Raw genomic sequence first — 20,986 nt, 5'->3', positions numbered from 1 at the left:
CGTGTCAAGCACGGCCGACGTGGGCCGTCAGGTACTCCACGACGAGGTCGCCCACCATCCGGCGGTAGTGCTCGCGCCGGGAGGGATCGAGCAGGTCGCGGTCGAAGACGGCCGAGAAGGTGTGGCGGTTGGCGAGCCGGAAGATGCAGAACGCGCTGATCACCATGTGCACGTCGAGCGCGTCGACGTCGATACGGAACAGCCCCGCCGCCCGTCCCCGCTCGAGGATGCCGCCGAGCACGTCGACGGCCGGGGCGGCCAGACCGGCCAGGACCTCGGACCCGCGCAGGTGCTCGGCGCGGTGGATGTTCTCGATCGCCACCAGACGGACGAAGTCGGGGTGCGCCTCGTGGTGGTCGAAGGTCAGTTCGGCCAGGGCGCGGATGGCCCGAGCCGGGTCGAGGTGGTCGACCGCGAGCTGCGACTCGAGGGCCCGGATGCCGGCGTAGGCGTGTTCGAGGACCGCCAGGTAGAGCCCGCGCTTGCTGCCGAAGTAGTAGTAGATCATCCGCTTCGTGGTGCGGGTCCGCGCGGCGATCTCGTCGACCCGCGCCCCCGAGAAGCCGTGGTCGGCGAACTCGGTGGTGGCCACGGCGAGCAGGTCGGCCCGGGTCCGGGCGGCATCGCGACGCCGCTCGTCGGCCCCGTCCACACCCTCGGCGGTCACCGTGTCCCTCCGGTCCACGGCCACGACCCTAGGCCGTTCGATCGAGCCTCGTGACTTATGAACCATCCGGTACGTACGCTCGCGTCTATGAGACTCGGTGTCGATGAGCGCGTGGCCGATCCGGGCACCGTGCACGTCGGACTGATCGGGGCGGGCATCGGACCGTCCCTCTCCCCCGCGCTGCACGAGCGCGAGGCGTCGGCCCTGTCGCTCGCCTACCGGTACACCCGCTTCGACCTCGACGCGCTGGGCGTGGCCCCGGCGGCCGTCGGCGACCTGCTCGCCCGCGTCCGCGACGCCGGCCTGCGCGGGGTCAACGTCACCCACCCCGTCAAGCAGACGGTCCTCGCCCACCTCGACGAGCTCTCGCCCGACGCCGCCGCGATCGGCGCGGTCAACACCGTCCTGTTCGACGACGGGCGCGCCGTCGGCCACAACACGGACTGGTCCGGGTTCGCCGCGGCCCGCCGGACCGGGCTGGCGGGCACCACGCTCGGCCGGGTCGCGGTGCTCGGCGCCGGCGGGGCCGGGGCGGCCGCCGCGCACGCCCTGCTCGTCGAGGGGGCCGGCACCGTCGACGTCCTCGACGTCGACGCCGACCGGGCCCACGCGCTCGCCGTGCGCCTCGCCACGACCTTCGGCGCCGGCCGCGCCGTCGCGTCACCGACCGCGGCTCTCGGCGACGTCCTCGCCCGGGCCGACGGCCTGGTGCACGCCACACCGACCGGGATGGCCGAGCACCCTGGCCTCCCGGTCGACCCCGCCGTGCTGCACCACCGCCTCTGGGTCGCGGAGATCGTCTACCGGCCCCTGCGCACCGGGTTGCTGCGGGTCGCCGAGGCGGCGGGGTGCCCGACGCTCGACGGCGGCCTGATGGCCGTCCACCAGGCCGCCGACGCGCTGAACCTGTTCACCGGCCGGCGCCCGGACACCACCCGCATGCGGCGGCACCTGGCCGAGCTGCTCGACGACCCCGAGCCCCGGGAGGACCCCCGTGCCGGCTGACCTCCGCACCGCCGTTGCGACCGTCTGCCTCTCCGGGGCGCTCGAGGACAAGCTGGCGGCCGCCGCCTCGGCCGGGTTCGACGGCGTCGAGATCTTCGAGCCCGACCTCGTCGCCTCACCGATGTCGCCGGGCGAGGTGCGCCTGCGCTGCGCGGACCTCGGCCTGTCGATCGACCTCTACCAGCCCTTCCGAGACCTCGACTCCACCGACGACGCCCGGCTCGCGGCGAGCTACCGGCGCGCCGAGCACAAGTTCGACGTCATGCGCGCGCTCGGCACCGACACCGTGCTCGTCTGCTCCTCGGTCGCCGCCGACGCCGTGACCGACCGCGACCGACTCGCCGCCCAGCTGCACGGCCTGGCCGAGCGCGCGGGCGACCGCGGGCTGAGGCTCGCCTACGAGGCGCTCGCGTGGGGGCGGCACGTCAACACGTGGGACGCGTCCTGGGACGTCGTGCGCCGCGCCGACCACCCCGCGCTCGGGCTCTGCCTCGACAGCTTCCACGTGCTCTCCCGCGCCTCCGAGGTCGACGGGATCGCCGACGTCCCCGGCGAGAAGATCTTCTTCCTGCAGCTCGCCGACGCGCCGGTGCTCTCGATGGACGTGCTGCAGTGGAGCCGCCACCACCGCCTGTTCCCCGGCCAGGGCGGCTTCGACCTGCCCCGGTTCCTCGGGGCGGTCCTGCGCGCCGGCTACCGCGGGCCGCTCTCGCTCGAGGTCTTCAACGACGTGTTCCGCCAGGCAGACCCGGTGCGCACCGCCGTCGACGGCCACCGGTCGCTGCTGGCGCTCGCCGAGGCGACGGCGGCCCACGGCGCCGGCGTCGACCCGGTGGGCGGACCCGCGCCCGACCTCGAGGGCACGGCGTTCGTCGAGATCGCGACCGGCGGCGACGAGCCCGGCCTCGACCACGCCCTCGCCGCCCTCGGCTTCGCCCGCACCGGGCGTCATCTGTCCAAGCCCGTCGACCGCTGGGAGCAGGGACGCGCCCGCATCCTCGTCAACCGCTCCGGCGAGCACGCGACGGCGATCAGCGCGCTGGCCGTGGAGTCCGTCGACCCGGCCGGAGCAGCCCGGCGCGCCGAGAAGCTGGGAGCCCCGCTGCTCCCCCGCTCGCGGGCACCCGGCGAGGCCGATCTCCCCGCCGTCACCGCGCCCGACGGCACCACCCTGTTCTTCTGCCGGCCCGGCGTCGCCGCGGACTGGAGCGGCGACTTCCACGCCACAGGGGACGCCGCCGACGGGGTCGGCGTCCGCGACGTCGACCATGTCGGGCTCGCCCAGCCTTTCGACCAGTACGACGAGGCGACGCTGTTCTACCGCACGGTCCTCGGCCTCCAGCCCGGCAGCACCGGCGAGTTCGCGGCCCCGTTCGGCCTCGTCCGCAGCCGCGCTCTCGCCGACCCGTCTCGCCGCGTGCGCCTCGCGCTCACGGTGTCGCTGCTGCGCCGGGGCGACTGGGCACCGGGCATCCCGGAGCCGCAGTACGTCGCACTCGCCGTCGAGGACATCGTGGCCGCCGCCCGCGCGGCCCGGGCCGCCGGCGCGCCCCTGCTCGCTATCCCGGACAACTACTACGACGACCTCGCCGCGCGCGTGGAACTCCCTCCCGACCGGCTCGCGGACTACCGCGAGCTCGGCGTCCTCCACGACCAGGGGCCCGACGGCGCGTACCTGCAGGTGTGCACCGAGGTCCTCGCCGGGCGCATCTTCGTCGCCCTCGTCCAGCGCGTCAGCGACGTCGACGGCTACGGCTGGGCCGACACCCCGGTGCGCATGAGCGCCCATCGGCGTCAACGCCTGACGCGGCGGCAGCTCTCCTCGGGCTGACCGGCTCCGCGACCCAGGTCGCCCTGCCCGCCTCCGGCCTCCGTCGTCGACCAGGACGCCGGGCGCCTGCTCGTCGGGCGCTGCGCTGACTCACCTGGTGCAGGTGATGTGCGCACGCCGGCGCGCGTCCCACCGTGGACGGGCATCGACCACCCACGGAGGTCCGCCATGGCGTCGCATCCCCTCGACCGCAGGTTCAACTCCCGCCTCTTCCTCGGCGGCGCGGTGCTCGCCGCGACCGGCAGCGTCCTCGTGAGCGTCGGGCTCGGGCTCGGCAGCGCCGCGCTCCTCGACGCCGCCCGCCGCTGGCAGCGGGGCACGGAGATGTCGCCCGCGCAGCTGGCGCGGCACGCGATCGGTGTCGCGCAGGTGGCGACGAACGCCGGCGCGCAGGCCTGGCAGGCGCCGATGCCGAACGGGCGCCGGAGGGTGGCGGCAGGCGACGGGCACGCCGCGCCCGTGTCGTGACCGAGGCCGTCTCCGGCGTGGCAGCTCCGCAGGGCTCCGCGCCGCACGCCGGCCACCCCCCGGCGACCACACCGTCGGCGGCGCCGCCCACCGACCCGTTCACGATCCTGCGCTCGCGCCGCTACCTGGGGCTGCTGGCGCTGGCCGCCGTGCTCGGCGTGCCGATCTCGGCGGTCGCGTACGGGTTCCTCGTCCTCGTCGGCGGCCTCCAGCGGTGGACGTTCCAGGGTCTGCCGGCGTCCCTCGGGTTCGCGGCGGCGCCGCTGTGGTGGCCCCTGCTGCCGCTCGGCGTCGCGGGGCTGCTGGTCGGGGTGGTCGTGCGCTACCTGCCCGGACGCGGCGGCGAGTCGCCCGCCGACGGCTTCCACTCCGCCGGGTACCCGGAGCCCGCCGCCCTCGGCGGCATCGCCGCGGCGGCCGTCGCCAGCATCGGGCTCGGCGTCGTCGTCGGCCCGGAGGCCCCGCTGATCGCGCTCGGGGGCGGGCTCGCAGTGGTCGCGCTACGGCTGGCGCGCCGCGGGGCGGCGCCGGCGTCGGTCGCGTCGGTGGTCGCGGCCACCGGGAGCTTCGCCGCGGTGAGCACGCTGTTCGGGAACCCGCTGGCCGGCGCGTTCCTCATGATGGAGGCCATCGGGCTCGGCGGCGCCACCGCGACGATGGTGCTGGTCCCGGGGCTGCTGGGGTCGGGGATCGGCTCGCTGGTCTTCCTCGGGCTGGACTCGTGGACCGGCTTCGGCACCTTCTCCCTGGCGATCCCGAACCTGCCGCACGCGCCCTCCCCGACCGTCGCGTCCCTCGCGTGGGCGGTGGTGACGGGCGTCGTCGCCGGCGGGCTGTGCTTCGCCATCCGGTGGGTGGCCCTGCGGCTGCGGCCGGTCGTGGTGCCGCGGCCGGTCCTGCTCACGCCGCTGGTCGGCCTCGCGATCGGCGCCCTCGCGGTGGTGTTCGCGGCGGCGACCGGGCACGGCGCGTCCGACGTGCTGTTCTCCGGCCAGGACGCGCTGGGGCCGCTGCTGCAGGACCCCGCCGCGTACGGGCTCGGCGCGCTCCTGCTGCTCATCGCGTGCAAGGGCCTCGCCTACGCCGGGGCGCTGAGCAGCTTCCGCGGCGGCCCCACGTTCCCCGCCATGTACCTCGGCGCGGTGGGCGGCACGGCGCTCGCCCTGCTGCCGGGCCTCGACCCGCTCTCCGGCGCGGCGATCGGGATGGGCGCGATGACGGTCGGCATGCTGCGCCTCCCGCTGACCTCGGTGCTCCTCGCGACCCTCTTCCTCGGGTCGGCGGGGATGGCCGTGGTGCCGCTCGTGATCGTCGGCGTCGTCACCTCCTACATCGTCACCCTGCGGCTGCCCGACCCCGCCGGGACGCGGTCACCCTCGCCGGGCGAGGCCGCGCCCGCGGCGCCCGGCAAGCATCGGACCCATGACCGAACCCAGAGCTGAGACGGGCCCCATCGACTACCTCGTCGTCGAGTTCCCGGCGGGCACCCCGACCGGCGTGGGCATGCCCCTGCTGCTCGACCTCGTCGACCGCGGGCTCATCCGCATCCTCGACCTGGTCTTCGTGAGCAAGGGCGACGACGGGACCGTGGCGGGCCTCGAGCTGGCCGACCTCGACGGCGACGGCGAGCTCGACCTGACGGTGTTCGCGGGCGCGTCCTCGGGCCTGCTGGGTGCCGACGACCTGGACGAGGCCGGCGCCGTGCTCGACCCGGGCGCCACGGCCGCGGTGCTGGTCTACGAGAACGTCTGGGCGGCACCGCTCGCGACCGCGCTGCGCCGCAGCGGTGCGCAGCTGGTCGCCGGTGGCCGCATCCCCGTCGACGAGGTCGAGGCCGCCCTCGCCCCGTCGGTCCCCGCGTAGAGGAGTCGAGAGCGATGCCAGGACTGTTGCGAGGTCTCGCCCGCACCGCGCTCGTGGCCGGCACGGCCACCGCGGTCTCCAACCGCGTCTCCCGCCGCCAGGCCGGGCGCTGGGCCCGGGAGGAGGAGGCACAGCAGTACGAGCAGCAGCAGTACCAACAGCAGTACCAGCAGCCGCAGTACCAGCCGCCGCAGTATCAGCAGGCCCCGCCGCCGGGCGGTGGCGACACCATCGAGCAGCTCCGCCAGCTCGGCGAGCTCAAGAGCCAGGGCATCCTGACCCAGCAGGAGTTCGACGAGCAGAAGCGGCGGATCCTCGGGACCTGAGCGTCCGATCGGTGGACTGACACGCCGATCCCGGTCGGCGAAGCTGGACGGTGATGGTCCGACCCGCCCCGGCCGCGACGCAGCTCCTCTGGGACGCCGTCCTCGAGCGCTCCGACCTCGAGCCCACCGTCCTCGCCCTCCGCGACGCCCTCTCCGACGCCGTCGAGGCGGGCCACTGGGCGCACGTCGCGACGCTGCTCGACCGCACCGACGACGACCTGCCCTCCGCGCTGAGCGCCAACGCCCTGCGCGCGGGCGACCGCAGCGGCACGGCGCCGCTGCACCACGCGGCGCGACAGGGCGCGCACCCCGACGTCGTCGACGACCTCGTCGCGCGCGGCGCCTGGCGCACGCTGCGCACCACCGACGGCGAGACCGCCGAGGCGGTGGCGCGCCGGCTCGGGCACGCCTCGCTCGCCGACCGGCTCCGCCCGGAGCCCGCGATGGTGATGGACGACGAGGCGGTCGCCGACGTCGAGACCTTCCTGCGCGCGCTCGTGGAGGTCCGCACGCGCCGGATCGCCCGCCCGCTGCGCCACCCCCAGCTCGGCCCGCTGCTCGAGTACCCCGACACGACGATGTGGGTCCGCGTGCCCGGGATGTACGGCGGCTTCGCGTGCCGCTGGGCCGAGGACACCAGCGAGCCGACGGTCGAGGTGCGCAGCGCGAGCCGCGTCGTCGGCGGCTCCGGGCGGACACACCACGTCACCGCCGAGGGCGTCGAGCTCGTCGCGCGCGTGCTCTGAGCGTCCCGACGCCCTCACATGCTCCCGGCGTCGCCGACGGCCCGCCGGACCGTCGTCGATCCCCGTGCGCAGCGCCCGGTCCATCCGCGGGCCGACGTCCGCCCACCCCAGCGCCACTAGCCCAACGTGAACGGGTCGCGCGTGCCGCCGGTCAGCTCGACCCACACCGCCTTGGTCTCGAGGTAGGCGTCGACGCCGTGCACGCCGTTCTCGCGGCCCAGGCCCGAGGCCTTGTAGCCGCCGAAGGGCACGCTCGGGCCGAGCACGCGGTAGGCGTTGATCCACACCGTGCCGGCCTTGATGCGGGCGGCCACCCGGTGCGCGCGGTGCACGTCCTTCGTCCACACCGCGCCGGCGAGGCCGTAAGGGGTGTCGTTGGCGAGCTTGATCGCCTCGTCCTCGTCGGTGAACGTCACCGCCGAGAGCACCGGCCCGAAGACCTCCTCGCGGTAGACGGTGTCGGTCGGCTTCACGCTGAGCACGGTCGGACGGACGAAGTAGCTGCCGAGGCTCTCCTCCGCCACGCCCCCGTAGGCGACGGTCGCGCCCTCCTCGCGGGCCTTGTCGAGGTAGCCGAGCACCTTCTCGTACTGCGGCCGGTTCGCGACCGGCCCCATCTCGGTCTCCGCGTCCATGGGGTCGCCGAGCTTGATCGTCGACGCCCGCTCGGCCACCAGGCGGACCAGCTCGTCGTGGACGTCCGCGTGCACGATCAGCCGCGAGCCCGCCATGCACGTCTGCCCGGTCGCGGCGAACACCCCGGCGACGAGCCCGTTCGCCGCGGCCTGGAGGTCGGCGTCGGGGAAGACCACCTGCGGCGACTTGCCGCCGAGCTCGAGGGTGACCGCGTTGAGGTTCTCCATCGCCGCCTTGCCGACGGCCTTGCCGGTGGCGGTCGAGCCGGTGAAGGCCACCTTGTCGACGCCCGGGTGGGACGCGAGGTGGGCGCCGGTGTCGCGGGAGAGCCCGGTGACGACGTTGACGACGCCGTCGGGGATGCCGGCCTGCGCGATGAGGTCCGCGAACCCGAGCGTCGAGCCCGGCGCGTGCTCCGAGGGCTTGATCACCGCGGTGCAGCCGGCCGCGAGCAGCGGGGCGAGCTTGAACGTCATCAGCAGCAGCGGCGAGTTCCACGGCGTGATCGCCGCGACGACCCCGACCGGCTCGCGGCGGGTGTAGACGAGGTAGTTCGGGTTGGGCGAGGGGATCTGCTGACCCTCGATCTTGTCGGCGAGCCCCGCGAAGTAGTGGTACCAGCCCCCGAGCCCGTGGAGCTGGCCGATCATCTCGCGGTAGAGCTTGCCGGAGTCGTTGACCTCGAGCGTCGCCAGCCGCTCGGCGTTCTGGCCGATGAGGTCGCCGAGGTGGCGCAGGCACGCCGCGCGGGCGAAGCCCGTCATCCGCCCCCACTCGCCGTCGAGCGCGGCGCGGGCGGCGCCGACGGCGGCATCGACGTCCTCGGGGCCGCCGTCGGGGATCGTCGCCCAGTCCCGCCCGGTGTACGGGTTCTGGGACGCGAACGTCCTCCCGGAGATCGCGTCGACGGCCTTGCCGCCGATCAGCAGGCGGAACTGCTCGAGGTCGGCCACGGGAGTCACTCCTCGGTGTCGGGAACGGGGTCAGAGCAAGGGGCGCAGCGCCTGGACGGACGGCGCGGCGCGCACGGCGGCGGTGAACTCGGCGAACGCGCGCCCGTGGGTGTGGGCGAGGTCGGCGGCGCGGTCGGTGAGCGTGCCCGCGTCGACGTAGTCGGCGCCCTCGAAGTACAGGCCCGGCGAGAGCACCTGCGCGGCGAAGAACCCGCCGAGGACGTCGCGCAGGTCGTCGACGGCGAGGAAGTGGTGGGCGGTGGCGCCGGTGTGGACGATCGCCGCCGCCTTGCCCAGCAGCGGCGCGCGGGTGTCGCCGGCGATGCCGCGCTCGGTGTTCTCCAGGACGCCCTTGATCAGGCTGCTGGAGCGCGCGCGGTAGGTCGGCGTCGCGAAGGCGATGCCGTCGGCGCGCTCGATCGCCTGCTGCACGGCCTCCGGGTCGGGGGCGTCGGCGAGCTCGAGGACCTCGGTCGCCGCGCCGGCCGCCGCGGCGCCCTCGAGCAGCGCGCGCACCGCCACGAGGCTGCGGCCGCCCGGCGACGGCGACCCGACGATCCCGAGCAGCGTGGTCATCCACCGAGGCTAGGAAGCACCGGCGAGCCGGCCCCATCCGTCACGCGCACCGCGACAGCCGATATGCGCAGGACCCGGCGGTGGAACATCTCCGCACGTCACGGCGGGTCGTCGATCGACTTGCCGTGCCGATCGGTTGGGTGCAACTGTGGCCCGCGACACGGTCGCACGGGGGCGAGGGGTCAGGCGTGGACGCAACCGCCGAGCACGAACCCCTCGCCGGTCACGCCGTCATGAACACCGCGGACGTCGACGAGGCCCAGCACGTCGTCACCGAGGTCTACGTCCGCCACGAGCTCGACTCGCTGGGCGGGCGCCCGCTCGACGCGCGGCTCAACTGCGTCGCCTCGGAGCGGATGACGCTGGGCTACCTCGTCTACGGGGCGAACGCGTCGCTCGACCTGCCGCCGCTCGAGCACTGCTACCACGTCAACCTGACCCTCTCCGGGAACACGCAGGTCACCCGCCGCGGCGGACGCGACCACGCGATCACGGCCGGCGGGCGCAGCGGCGCCGTGCTGCTGCCCACCGAGCACTCGACGGTCACGTGGACCCCGGAGGCGACGCAGTTCGCCATGAAGTTCAACCGGGCGCCGCTCGAGGAGCACCTCGGGAGCCTGCTCGGCCGCCCCGTCCACGACCCGCTCGACTTCGACGTCACCATGGACCTCACCGCAGGCCCCGGCGCCGCGCTGCTGGCCGCGGTGCGCTTCCTGCAGAGCGAGATCGACCGGCCCGGCGGGATCGCGGACGCGCCGCTCGCGCGGGCCCAGCTCGAGACCTACGTGATGACCGCCCTGCTGCACGGGGTGCCGCACCAGTACACCGACGCGCTGCACTCCCCCCGCGCCGAGGACCGCCCGGCGATCGTGCGCCAGGCGCTCGACCACATCGACGCCCACGCGGACGAGGCCTTCACGATCCCGCAGCTCGCGCGGCACCTCGGGGTGTCGACGCGCACCCTGCAGGTCACCTTCGCCCGCAACGTCGGCGTGACGCCCAGCGAGTACGTCCGCGACGTCCGCCTGGCGCGCGTCCACGCCGACCTCCTCGCCGCCAACCCGGCCGACACCTCGGTCACCGAGCGCGCGGCGGCGTGGGGGTTCCTGCACCAGGGCCGCTTCTCCGAGCAGTACCGGCGCAAGTACGGGCAGCTGCCCTCGCAGACGCTGCGACAGGGGTGACGCCTGCGCTTATCGGACCCATCGCTGCGTCTCGCGGATGTCCGGGCCCGGGCCCGCTGCTTAGCGTGGTCCCGATCACAGCGGCGCGTGCCCATCCGTGCACGCAGCGCTCCCCCGACGCACGCCGGAGGTCACCCATGGTCCAGACGATCACCCGCGGCCGCGAGCAGGAGATCCCGCTACGGCACCCGCGCGAGAACGGCCGGCCGTCGATCTTCAACGACCAGAAGATGAAGCTCGGCCTGTTCGGCTCGAACTGCTCGGGCGGCCTGTGCATGACCGACGCGCCGACCACCTACGAGATCACGTGGGACCACACGAAGTCGATCGCGCAGAAGGCCGACCGGCTCGGGATGGAGGCAATGGTCCCCGTCGCCCGCTGGAAGGGGTTCGGCGGCAACGTCAACTTCAACGGCACCAACTTCGAGACGTTCACCTGGGCCGCCGGGCTGGCCGAGTGCACCGAGCAGATCACGATCTTCACGACCACCCACATCCCGACCGTGCACCCGATCGTCGCGGCGAACATGGCCACGACGATCGACCACATCTCGGGCGGCCGGTACGGGATGAACCTGGTCATGGGCTGGTTCACCCCCGAGATGCACATGTTCAACCCCAGCCAGCTCGAGCACGACGAGCGCTACCAGTACGGCGGGGAGTGGCTGGAGTTCGTCGAGAAGCTCTGGACCGCCGAGGGCGAGTTCGCGTTCGACGGGAAGTACTTCCAGGCCCAGGAGCTGGAGTCCGAGCCCAAGCCGGTGCAGAACCCGCGCCCGGTGCTCATCAACGCCGGCAACTCGTCGGCGGGCACGGACTTCTCGGCGAAGTACGTCGACATCAACTTCGCGTCGCTGGACCTCGAGAAGATGCCCGACTACACCCAGGCGATCAAGAAGAAGGCGAAGGACTCCTACCAGCGCCAGATCAGCACGATGACCTACGGGCTCGTCGTGTGCCGGGACACCGAGGCCGAGGCCAAGCGCGTCCACCAGGAGATCATCGACAAGGGCGACTGGCCCGGCGCCCGCCACCTCATGAGCATCATCGGCGTCGAGAGCCAGTCGTTCGGCGAGCAGATCGAGAAGTTCCAGGAGCGCTTCATCGCCGGCTGGGCGGGCCAGCCGCTGGTGGGGACGCCCGAGCAGGTCGTCGACGGCTTCCAGCGGCTCTCCGACGCCGGCATGGAGGGCATGATCATGGGCTTCCTCGACTACAACGAGGAGATCGACCACTTCGGCGAGGCCGTCATGCCGCTCATGCGCGAGGCCGGGTTGCGCTACTGACCCTGCTCGACGGAGTCCCGCAGCAGTCCCGTCGCTGCATGGCAGTTGACGTACTCGTAGTACTGCGACCCCGCGTCGATCACCGCGACTTCGTGGTAGAGCCGCAGCGACGGGACGTGCCGGGCCCGGCTGACGAAGGCCACGAAGACGTTGAGGTGGCTCGGGTGCGACTCGGCCCAGCGCTCGAGCAGGTCGAGCGAGCGCCAGTACGAGATGGCGTAGGTCGTGTCCAGCGGGACGCCGTCGGCGTCGACGTTGCGCACGTAGCGGTTGCTGTAGCAGCCGATCCGCTGGCCGCGGTCGCGCAGGAAGTCCATGGCGTCGGCCAGCGCGGGCTCGATCGCGCCGAGGTAGAGCTCGCGCTCCTCGGGCGGGGTGTCCGTCCAGTCCTGGCCGGACCGGATCAGCGCCACGTTCTCGTGCCCGCGGACCACCACGCGCCCGGACGGGTCGCCCTCGGCCCGCAGCTCCCCGTCCGGGCTCATCCGGTCGGTCTGCGAGCGCGGGATGCGGTCGCGCATCGCTCCCCAGTAGGCGTGCTCGGTGACCTGGTCGCTCACGTCGTCGAGCACCCCGCCGACGCCGGGGAGCCCCTCGGTGAAGGGGTAGAGCGTCTCGAAGCGGTCGACGCCCGGCGCGAGGATCTCGCGGAAGACGCCGACGCCGGCCGACAGGCGCTCGGGCGCGTCCCACCAGCCGGCCACCTCGGGGCGTGCGAGCCAGCGGTCGTACGTCGCGGTGTCGCGCCAGTACGCGGCGGCGATCAGGGTGTCGTACCCCTGGGCGTCGACGTGGTGGGTGAGGTCCCACCCGCCCGGCCCGTCGTCGAGCGCGAACCCGTCGGTGATCGCCCGCAGGGTCGCCCACGCCTCGGCGCGCCGCTCCTCGCCCCGGTACTGCACGCCGAAGTAGCCCATGACGACCGCCGTCACGTCCCGGCCGACGCGCGCGACCCAGATCGGGAAGGGCGGCCGGTACTCGTCGGGCACGCGGCGCGACAGCGTGCGGGGGCACTGCAGGTGCGTGTCGATCGCGGATTCCACGCGTCCTCCCGAGATGGGTACCGCCGGGCCGAACTACGGGGATTCTCTCCCGACGCGTCCGCGCCGCGCCCGCTCCTAGCGTTCTCGCAGGCCACGAGGCCGACGAGGACCACGAGCGAGGAGCAGCACCATGGCCACCTTCCTGATCGAGCGGAACATCCCGGGCGCGTCCGGCCTGTCGGACGAGCAGCTGCGAGAGATCGCGACGACCTCCAACGACGTCGTCGACTCCCTCGGCGTCGCCTACACCTGGAGCCACAGCTACGTCGCCGGCGACAAGTTCTACTGCGTGCACGAGACCGACGACGCCGACACCGTGCGCGAGCACGCCCGCCGCGGCGGCTTCCCCGCCGACGTCGTCGTCGAGGTCGCGGCCACCATCGGCCCCGGGACCGCGGACGCATGATCCCCTTAGGGTGAGGGCGACCAGGGCCGACGACGTGCCTCCCCCCGGCACGCCGTCGGCCCTGGTCCCGTCATGCACCCCACGAGGAGGTCCCCTGGTGTCCGTGTCCGCGAGCGGGTCGGCGGACCATGCCGACCTCGCCGACCTCGCCGCCCTCCTGAGCGACCGCTCGCTCGACGACGCCGGTCTGGCGGCCCTGAGCGACCGGGCGCCGGAGATCCCGACGCTGCCCGGCGTCTCGGTCGTCAAGATCGGCGGCCAGAGCCTCATGGACCGGGGGCGCACCGCCGTGCTGCCCCTGGTCGACGAGATCGTGGCGGCGACGGCGATCCGCCGGCTGCTCATCGGCACCGGCGGCGGCACCCGCGCCCGGCACGCCTACGCGCTGGCGGCCCAGCTGGGCCTGCCGACCGGCGTGCTCTCCGAGATCGGCTCGGCGGTCGCCGGCCAGAACGCCACGATGCTCGGCTTCCTGCTCGCGAAGCACGGCATCCCCGTCGTCGAGGCCAACGCCTTCGCGACGCTGCCGCTGCGCCTGGCCGAGGTCGGCGCCGCGGTCTTCCCGGGCATGCCGCCCTACGGCCTGTGGCAGCGCGTGCCCCACGAGGGCGTCGTCCCGCCCTACCGCACCGACGCCGGCTGCTACCTCGTCGCCGAGACCTACGCGTGCGAGCAGATGATCTTCGTCAAGGACGAGGACGGCCTCTACACCGCGAACCCGAAGAACGACCCCGCGGCGACGTTCATCCCCGAGATCACCGTCGACGAGCTGCTCGCGCGCGACCTGCCCGACCTCGTGCTCGAGCGCGGGATGCTCGAGCTGCTGCGCGACGCCCGCCACGTCCGGTCCGTGCAGGTCGTGAACGGCCTCGTGCCCGGCAACCTCACCCGCGCCCTCGCCGGCGAGCACGTCGGCACGATCATCACGGCAGTTCCGAGAGGCGGAGGCCCGCAGTGACACCCGACGACCGCCAGGGCCGCGACGTCGAGTCCGCCTTCGTCCGCCAGACCCTGCTCGACCGCGACCTCGTCCGTTCCGCCGAGCCGGACGACGTCGACCGGATCCGCCTGCTGCCGTGGCTCGAGGTCGTCGTGCTGGGCGGCTCGACGATCGTCGACCGCGGGCGCGACGTCCTCGTCCCGCTGACCGACGAGATCCGCTCGCTGCTCCCCGACCACAGGATGCTGCTGCTCACCGGCGCCGGCGTCCGCGCACGCCACGTGCTGGGCGTCGGCCTCGACCTCGGGCTGCCGACCGGCGCGCTCGCCGGGCTCGCGGCCACCGAGGCCGAGCAGAACGGGCGCCTCGTCGCGTCGCTGCTCGCGGCCGAGGGCGTGTCGTACCTGCCGCACCAGACCGTCGCGGGCCAGCTGCCCGTGCACCTCGCCGCCGCGAACGCCGCGGTCTCCAACGGCTACCCGCCCTACGGCGTCCACGAGTTCCCGGCGGCCGCGGGGCGCCTCCCGGTGCACCGCACCGACACCGGCGCGCTGCTGCTCGCCGACGCGTTCGGGGCGTCGCGGCTGGTCTACGTCCGCGACACCGCGGCGCTCGCCGGGCTGCCCGACGTGATCTCGGCGAAGGAGCTGCTCGCCCGCGACGGCGACCTGCCGGTCGACCGGCTCGCGCTCGAGCGTCTCGGCCTCGCGCGCCACGTCACGTCGCTGACCCTCGTCGACGGGACCACCCGCGGCGCGCTGACCGGCGCGCTGTCCGGCAAGGGCGGCGTCACCGTCACCGCGGTGTGACTCCGGGGAACGGCGGCCCGTCCGGCTGGCAGACGGTGCCCGGCGGCGGCGTCACGAGGTCGACGAGGTAGCGCTCGCGCGCCGCGTCGACGCACGCGCCGGGGTCCTGGTAGGTCGGGTGGCCGTAGCCGTCCTGGACGAGCAGGACGGCGTTGCCGAGCCGCTGCTGGGTGGCCTCGGCGTTGCGGATGCCCGTCGCCGGGTCCCACCGGTTGTTGATCAGCAGGACGGGGTTCTGGGTGCGGGCGGTCCACGGCCCGGCGTAGCGGTCGTCGCTGCGCCCGGGCCACCCGGACGCGCACGGCCCCCAGAGCCACCACCCGTTGACCGCGCCCCACAGCGCGCTGCTGCGGTCGAACTCCGGGACCACGGTGGGCCACGCCGTCACCGGCTGCTGTGCCGGCCCGTCGAGGCAGGAGATCGACGACGACGTGACGCTCGACTGGTAGCCCTCGGGCGACTGGTACTGCTGCGCCGAGGTCTCCAGCGCCGAGGCGTCGCCGTTCGCGGCCGCGTCGAGGTCCGTCGCGAACTGCGGCCACATCTCCGGCACCCGCAGCGGGGTGAAGGTGGAGACGAGCAGGTCGCCGTAGGTGAGCTCGCCGGGCGGGGTCGCGGTCGGCGCGGGGATCGGCCCCAGCCGGGCGCGGTCGAACAGGGCGGCGACGCGCTGGTCGACGGTCTCGGGGCCGCGGGCGAGCGCGCAGCCGGTCGGCCCCGCCTGCTGACAGAGCTGCCGGAACCGGGCGAAGACCCCGTCGGTGTGCGCGACGTCGCCGACGGTCCGTGCCTCGGCGCTCTCGGTGTACTCGACCGCGTCGATGAGCCCGTCGAGCATCACCGCGCGCACACGGTCGGGGAACATGTTGACGTAGGTCTGGCCGATCATCGTCCCGTAGGAGAGCCCGACGTAGGTGATCTGCGGGTCGCCGACGGCGGCGCGCAGCGCGTCGAGGTCGCGGGCCGTGTCGGTGGTGGAGACGTGGTTCAGCAGCTCGCCGCTGACCTCGCCGCAGCGCCGCGCCAGGTCGGTCGTGCGCTGGGCGTAGGCCTGCGACTCGGCGGCGGTGGCCGGGATGCTCACGCCCGCCCAGAACCGCGCCTGCTCCTCGGGCGACGTGAAGCACTCGACCGGCGAGCTGTCGTTCGTGCCGCGCGGGTCCCAGCCGACGACGTCGAACCGGCCGCCGCCCCAGCGGTCGAAGTCCGAGCCGCCGCCCGCGACCAGCTCGACGCCGCTCTGCCCGGGGCCGCCCGGGTTCACGAACATCGACCCGAGGCGCTCGGCCGGTTTGCTCGCCTGCCGGCGCATGACGGCCAGCTCGATCTGGCGGCCCTGCGGCGCGTTCCAGTCGAGCGGCACCGGCAGGCGCGCGCACTGCAGCGCGGGGTCCTGGTCGGCCGGCGGTGCACAGGGCCCCCAGGCGATCCCCGGACCGGGGGCCGGTCCCGTGACCGGGGAGGCCGGGGCCGCACCGGCCTGCTGCGTGGCGGAGGAGCAGGCGGCCGCCATCAGCGCGCAGCACAGCGCGGCGATCACGGCGCGGAACACACCCAGTGTCATCGAGACCCACCCGTTCGAGGGACAAGTCGGATCAAGCTACTGGGTATGGATCACGCTGTGCAGCTAGAACTGTCGCCTATCGGACAGTTTCCGGGACGTCGCTGACGCCCAGGCGCAGGTGCTGGACATGGTTGACGGCCTCGGTCAGCAGACGGGCGACGTGCTGGTCGAACAGCCGGTAGGAGATCTGCTTGCCCTGGCGGGTGCCGACGACGAACCCGAGCTGGCGCAGCACGCGCAGCTGGTGGGACACCGCGGACTGCTCCATCCCGACGGCCGCGGCGAGGTCGCCGACCGACGACGGGCCCTCGGCGAGGTGCAGCAGGATGCGCAGCCGGCTCGGCGTGCTCAGCGCACTGAGGGTCTCGGCGATGCCCTCGACGGGGACGTCGGTCCCCAGGCGCAGCGAGGCCAGGATCGACGTCTCCCCCGGCGTCCCGTGGCCCACGCCGGCGATGCTACCGAGCCGCCACCTCACGACCTGCTGAACCGACCAAATATGAACACATGCTCACGTGAGCTAGCGTGCGGGGCATGGCGATCGGTGGGTGGTGGCGGAGCGCCGTGCGTCTGGCGGAGGCGCGGTGGGCGCTCGCGTCGCTGGCGTTCTTCGTCGTCGCGGCGCTCGCGCAGCTGGCCGACGCACCGGTGTGGATGTGGGGGCCGCTCTACGCGGCCTGCTACCTCACCGGCGGCTGGGAGCCCGCGCTCACCGGGCTGCGCGCCCTGCGCGAGCGGACGCTCGACGTCGACCTGCTGATGATCGTCGCGGCGGCCGGCGCCGCGGCCATCGGCCAGGTGTTCGACGGCGGGCTGCTCATCGTCATCTTCGCGACGTCCGGGGCGCTGGAGGCCTGGGCGACGGAGCGGACGGAGTCGTCGGTGCGCGGGCTGCTCGAGCTGGCGCCGCAGAGGGCTCGGCGGGTGCTCCCCGGTGACGGCGAGGAGGAGGTCGACGTCGTGGACCTGCGGGTCGGCGACGAGGTGCTCGTCCGCCCCGGGGAGACGATCAGCGCCGACGGGACCGTCGTCGACGGCGCCGGCGAGGTCGACCAGGCGAGCATCACCGGCGAGCCGCTGCCGGCGGCGAAGGCGGCGGGCGACGACGTCTACGCCGGCACGGTGAACGGCACCGGGGCCCTGCGCGTGCGGGTTTCTCGGGAGGCGGGCGAGTCGGTGGTGGCGCGCATCGCCGTGCTGGTCGAGCAGGCCGCGGCGACGACGGCGCGCACCCAGCGGTCCGTCGAGACGATCGAGCAGCGCTACTCGGTCGGCGTCGTCGTGGCCACCGTGGCGATCTTCGCGATCCCGCTGTGGTCCGGCGAGGAACTCCGGGGCGCCCTGCTGCGGGCGATGACCTTCATGATCGTCGCCTCGCCCTGTGCGGTGGTGCTGGCGACCATGCCGCCGCTGCTCGCGGCGATCGCGACGGCGGGGCGCCACGGCGTGCTGGTGAAGTCGGCGCGGGTGATGGAGGACCTCGCGACCGTGGACGCGGTCGCGCTCGACAAGACCGGCACGCTCACCGAGGGCCGGCCGGAGCTCGCGTCCGTGCGCGGGGACGCCGCGGTGCTCGGGCTCGCCGCGGCGGCGGAAGGGCCCAGCGAGCACCCGCTGGCGCGGGCGGTCGTGGCGGGCGCGCGGTCGCGGGGGGTGCGCGTGCCCTCGCACGTGAGCGACTTCGCCGCCGAGCCGGGGCGGGGCGTGCGCGCGGTCGTCGAGGGTCACGTGGTGCGGGTGGGGAGCCCGGCGCTGCTGGGTGTCTCGCCGGCCCTGCGCCCGCTCGTCGACGACGTCGAGGCCGAGGGGCACACCGCCGTCGTCGTGCTCGTCGACGATCACCCGCGGGCCGTGCTCGCGCTCACCGACGCCCTGCGCCCCGGCGCCCGCGCGACCGTCGCGGACCTGGCCGCGCGCACCGCCGAGGCGCCCGTGCTGCTGACCGGCGACAACCCGCGCACCGCCGCGCGGATCGCCGACACCGTGGGGATCGCCGACCGCCGCGCCGGGCTCCTGCCCGCCGGCAAGGTCGCCGCGATCGAGGAGCACCACGCCGCCGGGCGCCGGGTGATGGCCGTCGGCGACGGGATCAACGACGCCCCGGCGCTCGCCGCCGCGCACGTCGGCGTCGCGATGGGCCGGGCCGGCGCCGACCTGACGCTGCAGGCCGCGGACGTCGTGGTGGTGCGCGACGAGCTCGCGACCCTGCCCGCCCTGATCGACCTCGCCCGCCGGGCGCGCCGCGTGGTCGTCGCGAACCTCGTCATCGCCGGATCGATCATCACCGGCCTCGTGGTGTGGGACCTCGTCGGCACGCTCCCCCTGCCTCTGGGCGTCGCGGGGCACGAGGGGTCGACGGTGCTGGTCGCCCTGAACGGGCTGCGCCTGCTGCGGTCCGGCGCCTGGCCGCGCCGCCGGCCCGTCGCTGCCACGCGGACGGAGCCGTCGGTGTTCTCCCGGACATGACGACGACCGAGGTGTCCACGCAGCCCGACCTGCCCGCGCTGGACGGGCTCGACTGGACGAGCATCGGCGAGGCACTCAACCGCGACGGGTACGCGACCACCGGTCGGCTGCTCGACCCGGAGCAGTGCGCGGAGACGATCGACCTGTTCGACCGCGACGAGGTGTTCCGGTCGACCGTCGAGATGGCGCGGCTGTCGTTCGGCGAGGGGCGCTACCGCTACTTCGCCGACCCGCTGCCGCCGCTGGTGCAGGCGCTGCGCACCCGGCTCTACCCGGGCCTCGCGTCCGTCGCGAACCGCTGGGCCGACGCGCTCGGCGAGGACGAGTGGCCGACCGAGCACTCCGGGCTCGTCGAGCGCTGCGCCTCCGCGGGCCAGCACAAGCCGACGCCGCTCGTGCTGCGCTACGGCCCCACCGGCTACAACTGCCTGCACCAGGACGTCTACGGCGACCTGACCTTCCCGCTGCAGCTGCTGATCATGCTGAACACGCCGGACGTCGACTTCACCGGCGGCGAGAGCGTGTTCGTCGAACAGCGCCCGCGCCAGCAGTCGCGGGCGATGGTCGTGCGCCCGGGGCTCGGCGAGGGCGTGATCTTCCCGGTCCGGTACCGCCCGAAGCTGGGTGCGCGCGGCTACCACCGCGTCCAGATGCGCCACGGCGTCTCGGCGGTCCACACCGGCGACCGCCACGTCCTTGGGATCATCTTCCACAACGCTCGCTAGGTGTCAGCGGCGTGTCAGCGGCGTGGCGCTGCGGACACTCAATGTCCGTAGCGCCACGCGCTTGCACAGGTGTCAGCGGTGGGCCCCCGCTGACGCTCAGCGTCTGTATCGCCACCCGCTCGACGCGCGAGGCTCTCGAGACCATGGAGATCGACATCGCGGGCACGCGCCTGCCGCGTCACGTGACGGAGATCAGGAGAGCGATGTCCACCCCCGGCGGGCCGCGGAGGTGCACCACGCTCTCTTGATCTCTGCGGAGTGCCCGACGAGGCCGCGCCGCGCGCCCTGAGCGCTGCCGTCGACGGTTACTGGCTGGTATCGCTCGCCTCGCGAGCGATACCAGCCAGTAACCATGACCTCCACGCTCGGCTCGCCGCTGAATCGAGCGCGTGGCGTTGCAGACACTCAACGTCTGCAACGCCACGTCGCTGACACGAGGGCTCGCTAGGGATCGAGCGCGTCGAGGCGGGTCTCCGTGACGTGGCGCAGCGCCTCGAGGCCCGCCGCGATGGTCGGCAGTTCCTGCGAGCCCGCGCGGACCGCCGAGATCACGCGCCTCGTCGGGGCCGGGCCCGTGGTGATCCGCAGGCGGCGGGTGTCGTGTTGCGCGGGCAGGTCGGCGAGGCGTGGGACCAGCGCGACACCGAGGCCCCGCGCGACGAGGGCGGCGCCGGTGTCCCACTCGTCGGCGTAGTGCGCGATGTCCGGCGCGAACCCCGCCTGCGAGCACGCCAGCGTCACGAGCTGGTGGTAGGCGCGGCCCGTGTTCCCGCAGACCCACGGGTCGCCCGCGAGGTCGGAGAGCGCCACGACCTCGGCCCCGAGCAGCGGGTGCCCGGGGCCGACGAGGACGTCGAGCGGCTCGTCGAACAGCGGGTGCTGGTCGAACGCCGGGTCCGACGCCGGCGGGATGCTCGGCGTCGCGACGACGACGGCGAGGTCGACGTCCTCGGCCGCGAGCAGGTCGAACGAGCGGGCCGGCTCCGTCTCGCGCAGGTGCGCGCGCAGCTGGGGGTGCTCGCGGCGCAGGTGCTCGAGGACGCGCGGCACCACGACCGCCGCCGCGCTCGAGAACGCCGCGAAGCGCAGCGTCCCCCCGACGGCGCCGGCGCGGTGGGCCGCGAGGTCGGCCCGCGCCTGCTCCCACTGCGCGGTCAGCGTCTCCCCGTGCGCGAGCAGCGTGTGCGCCGCCGGCGTGAGCCGCACGCCCCGCCCGACGGGCTCGAGGAGCGGCACGGCGAGCTCGCGGGCGAGCGCCTGCATCTGGTGCGACACCGCCGACGGCGTCAGCCGGCAGACCTCCGCGGCGGCCGTGACGGTGCCGTGCCGGGCGATCGCCGCGAGCACCCGCAGACGCCGGTCAATCATGTACTCAACGTACAAGATCATAGGTTCGACGTTTCGATGGACGTGGAAGGAATCCCGCTCCCACACTGCGACCACGCACCCGTCACCGCCGCCGGCCGGTGCGTCGACCACCACCTGGAGCAGG

The 20,986-nt window shown here is 74.2% G+C and carries 21 protein-coding genes; 14 read left to right on the top strand and 7 right to left on the bottom strand.

Annotation, left to right across the window (positions count from 1 at the left end; translation table 11 throughout):
- Positions 1-4: 4 nt before the first annotated feature.
- Complete coding sequence (locus WCD58_RS24390) at positions 5-667, bottom strand: TetR/AcrR family transcriptional regulator (protein ID WP_337705740.1); 663 nt, start codon at positions 665-667, stop codon at positions 5-7.
- A 111-nt stretch (positions 668-778) separates the two neighbouring features.
- On the opposite strand from WCD58_RS24390, the gene WCD58_RS24385 reads away from it, so the two are divergent.
- From WCD58_RS24385 to WCD58_RS24355, 7 genes are all read left to right on the top strand, one after another.
- Positions 779-1,672 (top strand): shikimate dehydrogenase, encoded by an 894-nt coding sequence (locus tag WCD58_RS24385; RefSeq protein ID WP_444876325.1) that lies wholly within the window; start codon positions 779-781, stop codon positions 1,670-1,672.
- Positions 1,662-3,503 (top strand): sugar phosphate isomerase/epimerase and 4-hydroxyphenylpyruvate domain-containing protein, encoded by a 1,842-nt coding sequence (locus WCD58_RS24380; protein WP_337705679.1) that lies wholly within the window; start codon positions 1,662-1,664, stop codon positions 3,501-3,503. Before WCD58_RS24385 ends, WCD58_RS24380 begins: the two co-directional genes overlap by 11 nt.
- A gap of 168 nt (positions 3,504-3,671) precedes the next feature.
- The gene (locus tag WCD58_RS24375) at positions 3,672-3,971 is read left to right on the top strand and encodes a hypothetical protein (RefSeq protein WP_337705678.1); all 300 of its coding nucleotides are present in this window, start codon (positions 3,672-3,674) and stop codon (positions 3,969-3,971) included.
- Between the two features lie 17 nt (positions 3,972-3,988).
- The gene (locus WCD58_RS24370; protein WP_337705677.1) at positions 3,989-5,413 is read left to right on the top strand and encodes a chloride channel protein; all 1,425 of its coding nucleotides are present in this window, start codon (positions 3,989-3,991) and stop codon (positions 5,411-5,413) included.
- Positions 5,394-5,834: a DUF6325 family protein gene (locus tag WCD58_RS24365; protein ID WP_337705676.1), complete on the top strand. Its 441-nt coding sequence runs from the start codon at positions 5,394-5,396 to the stop codon at positions 5,832-5,834. The genes WCD58_RS24370 and WCD58_RS24365 overlap by 20 nt, the downstream gene beginning before the upstream one ends.
- A gap of 14 nt (positions 5,835-5,848) precedes the next feature.
- Positions 5,849-6,160 carry an SHOCT domain-containing protein gene (locus tag WCD58_RS24360; RefSeq protein ID WP_337705675.1) on the top strand — a complete coding sequence of 104 codons (312 nt, stop codon included), beginning with the start codon at positions 5,849-5,851 and terminating at the stop codon, positions 6,158-6,160.
- A 53-nt stretch (positions 6,161-6,213) separates the two neighbouring features.
- A complete protein-coding gene (locus tag WCD58_RS24355) occupies positions 6,214-6,906 on the top strand; it encodes an ankyrin repeat domain-containing protein (RefSeq protein ID WP_337705674.1) in 693 nt (230 codons plus the stop codon).
- Between the two features lie 116 nt (positions 6,907-7,022).
- On the opposite strand, the gene WCD58_RS24350 is transcribed toward WCD58_RS24355, so the two are convergent.
- Together WCD58_RS24350 and WCD58_RS24345 are read right to left on the bottom strand one after the other, a co-directional pair.
- Positions 7,023-8,495: an aldehyde dehydrogenase gene (locus WCD58_RS24350; RefSeq protein ID WP_337705673.1), complete on the bottom strand. Its 1,473-nt coding sequence runs from the start codon at positions 8,493-8,495 to the stop codon at positions 7,023-7,025.
- Between the two features lie 30 nt (positions 8,496-8,525).
- A complete protein-coding gene (locus WCD58_RS24345) occupies positions 8,526-9,071 on the bottom strand; it encodes an NADPH-dependent FMN reductase (protein ID WP_337705672.1) in 546 nt (181 codons plus the stop codon).
- A gap of 188 nt (positions 9,072-9,259) precedes the next feature.
- On the opposite strand from WCD58_RS24345, the gene WCD58_RS24340 reads away from it, so the two are divergent.
- A complete protein-coding gene (locus WCD58_RS24340) occupies positions 9,260-10,255 on the top strand; it encodes an AraC family transcriptional regulator (RefSeq protein ID WP_337705671.1) in 996 nt (331 codons plus the stop codon).
- Between the two features lie 137 nt (positions 10,256-10,392).
- Positions 10,393-11,541, top strand: a complete 1,149-nt coding sequence (locus WCD58_RS24335; RefSeq protein ID WP_337705670.1) for an LLM class flavin-dependent oxidoreductase — start codon at positions 10,393-10,395, stop codon at positions 11,539-11,541.
- On the opposite strand, the gene WCD58_RS24330 is transcribed toward WCD58_RS24335, so the two are convergent.
- Entirely contained in the window at positions 11,535-12,584 is a 1,050-nt protein-coding gene (locus WCD58_RS24330; RefSeq protein ID WP_337705669.1) for a phenylacetaldoxime dehydratase family protein, read from the bottom strand. The genes WCD58_RS24335 and WCD58_RS24330 overlap by 7 nt on opposite strands.
- A 130-nt stretch (positions 12,585-12,714) precedes the next feature.
- Between WCD58_RS24330 and WCD58_RS24325 the strand changes: the two genes are divergently transcribed.
- From WCD58_RS24325 to WCD58_RS24315, 3 genes are all read left to right on the top strand, one after another.
- Entirely contained in the window at positions 12,715-12,990 is a 276-nt protein-coding gene (locus WCD58_RS24325; RefSeq protein WP_337705668.1) for a DUF4242 domain-containing protein, read from the top strand.
- 97 nt (positions 12,991-13,087) lie between these two features.
- Positions 13,088-13,948 carry an amino acid kinase family protein gene (locus WCD58_RS24320; RefSeq protein WP_337705667.1) on the top strand — a complete coding sequence of 287 codons (861 nt, stop codon included), beginning with the start codon at positions 13,088-13,090 and terminating at the stop codon, positions 13,946-13,948.
- On the top strand, positions 13,945-14,739 hold the full coding sequence (locus tag WCD58_RS24315; RefSeq protein ID WP_337705666.1) for an amino acid kinase family protein: 795 nt from the start codon (positions 13,945-13,947) through the stop codon (positions 14,737-14,739). Before WCD58_RS24320 ends, WCD58_RS24315 begins: the two co-directional genes overlap by 4 nt.
- On the opposite strand, the gene WCD58_RS24310 is transcribed toward WCD58_RS24315, so the two are convergent.
- Both WCD58_RS24310 and WCD58_RS24305 read right to left on the bottom strand, forming a co-directional pair.
- Positions 14,726-16,303, bottom strand: a complete 1,578-nt coding sequence (locus WCD58_RS24310) for an alpha/beta hydrolase (RefSeq protein ID WP_337705665.1) — start codon at positions 16,301-16,303, stop codon at positions 14,726-14,728. The genes WCD58_RS24315 and WCD58_RS24310 overlap by 14 nt on opposite strands.
- Before the next feature lie 76 nt (positions 16,304-16,379).
- Positions 16,380-16,751: an ArsR/SmtB family transcription factor gene (locus tag WCD58_RS24305; protein ID WP_373696269.1), complete on the bottom strand. Its 372-nt coding sequence runs from the start codon at positions 16,749-16,751 to the stop codon at positions 16,380-16,382.
- 86 nt (positions 16,752-16,837) lie between these two features.
- Between WCD58_RS24305 and WCD58_RS24300 the strand changes: the two genes are divergently transcribed.
- Together WCD58_RS24300 and WCD58_RS24295 are read left to right on the top strand one after the other, a co-directional pair.
- Positions 16,838-18,769, top strand: a complete 1,932-nt coding sequence (locus WCD58_RS24300; protein WP_337705664.1) for a heavy metal translocating P-type ATPase — start codon at positions 16,838-16,840, stop codon at positions 18,767-18,769.
- Positions 18,766-19,494 carry a 2OG-Fe(II) oxygenase gene (locus tag WCD58_RS24295; RefSeq protein WP_337705663.1) on the top strand — a complete coding sequence of 243 codons (729 nt, stop codon included), beginning with the start codon at positions 18,766-18,768 and terminating at the stop codon, positions 19,492-19,494. The genes WCD58_RS24300 and WCD58_RS24295 overlap by 4 nt, the downstream gene beginning before the upstream one ends.
- Positions 19,495-19,938: 444 nt before the next feature.
- Here the strand turns inward: WCD58_RS24295 and WCD58_RS24290 are convergent, their stop codons facing one another.
- Positions 19,939-20,862, bottom strand: a complete 924-nt coding sequence (locus tag WCD58_RS24290; protein ID WP_337705662.1) for a LysR family transcriptional regulator — start codon at positions 20,860-20,862, stop codon at positions 19,939-19,941.
- Positions 20,863-20,986: the final 124 nt, after the last annotated feature.

The sequence above is a fragment of the Actinomycetospora flava genome (genome assembly GCF_037400335.1).
Lineage (GTDB): Bacteria > Actinomycetota > Actinomycetes > Mycobacteriales > Pseudonocardiaceae > Actinomycetospora > Actinomycetospora flava.
This window is presented reverse-complemented; position numbering and strand designations above follow the sequence as displayed.

Excerpts from the sequence above, each read along its gene's own strand:
- WCD58_RS24375 (WP_337705678.1), top strand. The coding sequence starts at position 3,672 with ATGGCGTCGCATCCCCTCGACCGCAGGTTCAACTCCCGCCTCTTCCTC.
- WCD58_RS24365 (WP_337705676.1), top strand. The coding sequence starts at position 5,394 with ATGACCGAACCCAGAGCTGAGACGGGCCCCATCGACTACCTCGTCGTC.
- WCD58_RS24360 (WP_337705675.1), top strand. The coding sequence starts at position 5,849 with ATGCCAGGACTGTTGCGAGGTCTCGCCCGCACCGCGCTCGTGGCCGGC.
- WCD58_RS24355 (WP_337705674.1), top strand. The coding sequence starts at position 6,214 with ATGGTCCGACCCGCCCCGGCCGCGACGCAGCTCCTCTGGGACGCCGTC.
- WCD58_RS24345 (WP_337705672.1), bottom strand. The coding sequence starts at position 9,071 with ATGACCACGCTGCTCGGGATCGTCGGGTCGCCGTCGCCGGGCGGCCGC.
- WCD58_RS24335 (WP_337705670.1), top strand. The coding sequence starts at position 10,393 with ATGGTCCAGACGATCACCCGCGGCCGCGAGCAGGAGATCCCGCTACGG.
- WCD58_RS24325 (WP_337705668.1), top strand. The coding sequence starts at position 12,715 with ATGGCCACCTTCCTGATCGAGCGGAACATCCCGGGCGCGTCCGGCCTG.
- WCD58_RS24310 (WP_337705665.1), bottom strand. The coding sequence starts at position 16,303 with ATGACACTGGGTGTGTTCCGCGCCGTGATCGCCGCGCTGTGCTGCGCG.
- WCD58_RS24300 (WP_337705664.1), top strand. The coding sequence starts at position 16,838 with ATGGCGATCGGTGGGTGGTGGCGGAGCGCCGTGCGTCTGGCGGAGGCG.
- WCD58_RS24295 (WP_337705663.1), top strand. The coding sequence starts at position 18,766 with ATGACGACGACCGAGGTGTCCACGCAGCCCGACCTGCCCGCGCTGGAC.
- WCD58_RS24290 (WP_337705662.1), bottom strand. The coding sequence starts at position 20,862 with ATGATTGACCGGCGTCTGCGGGTGCTCGCGGCGATCGCCCGGCACGGC.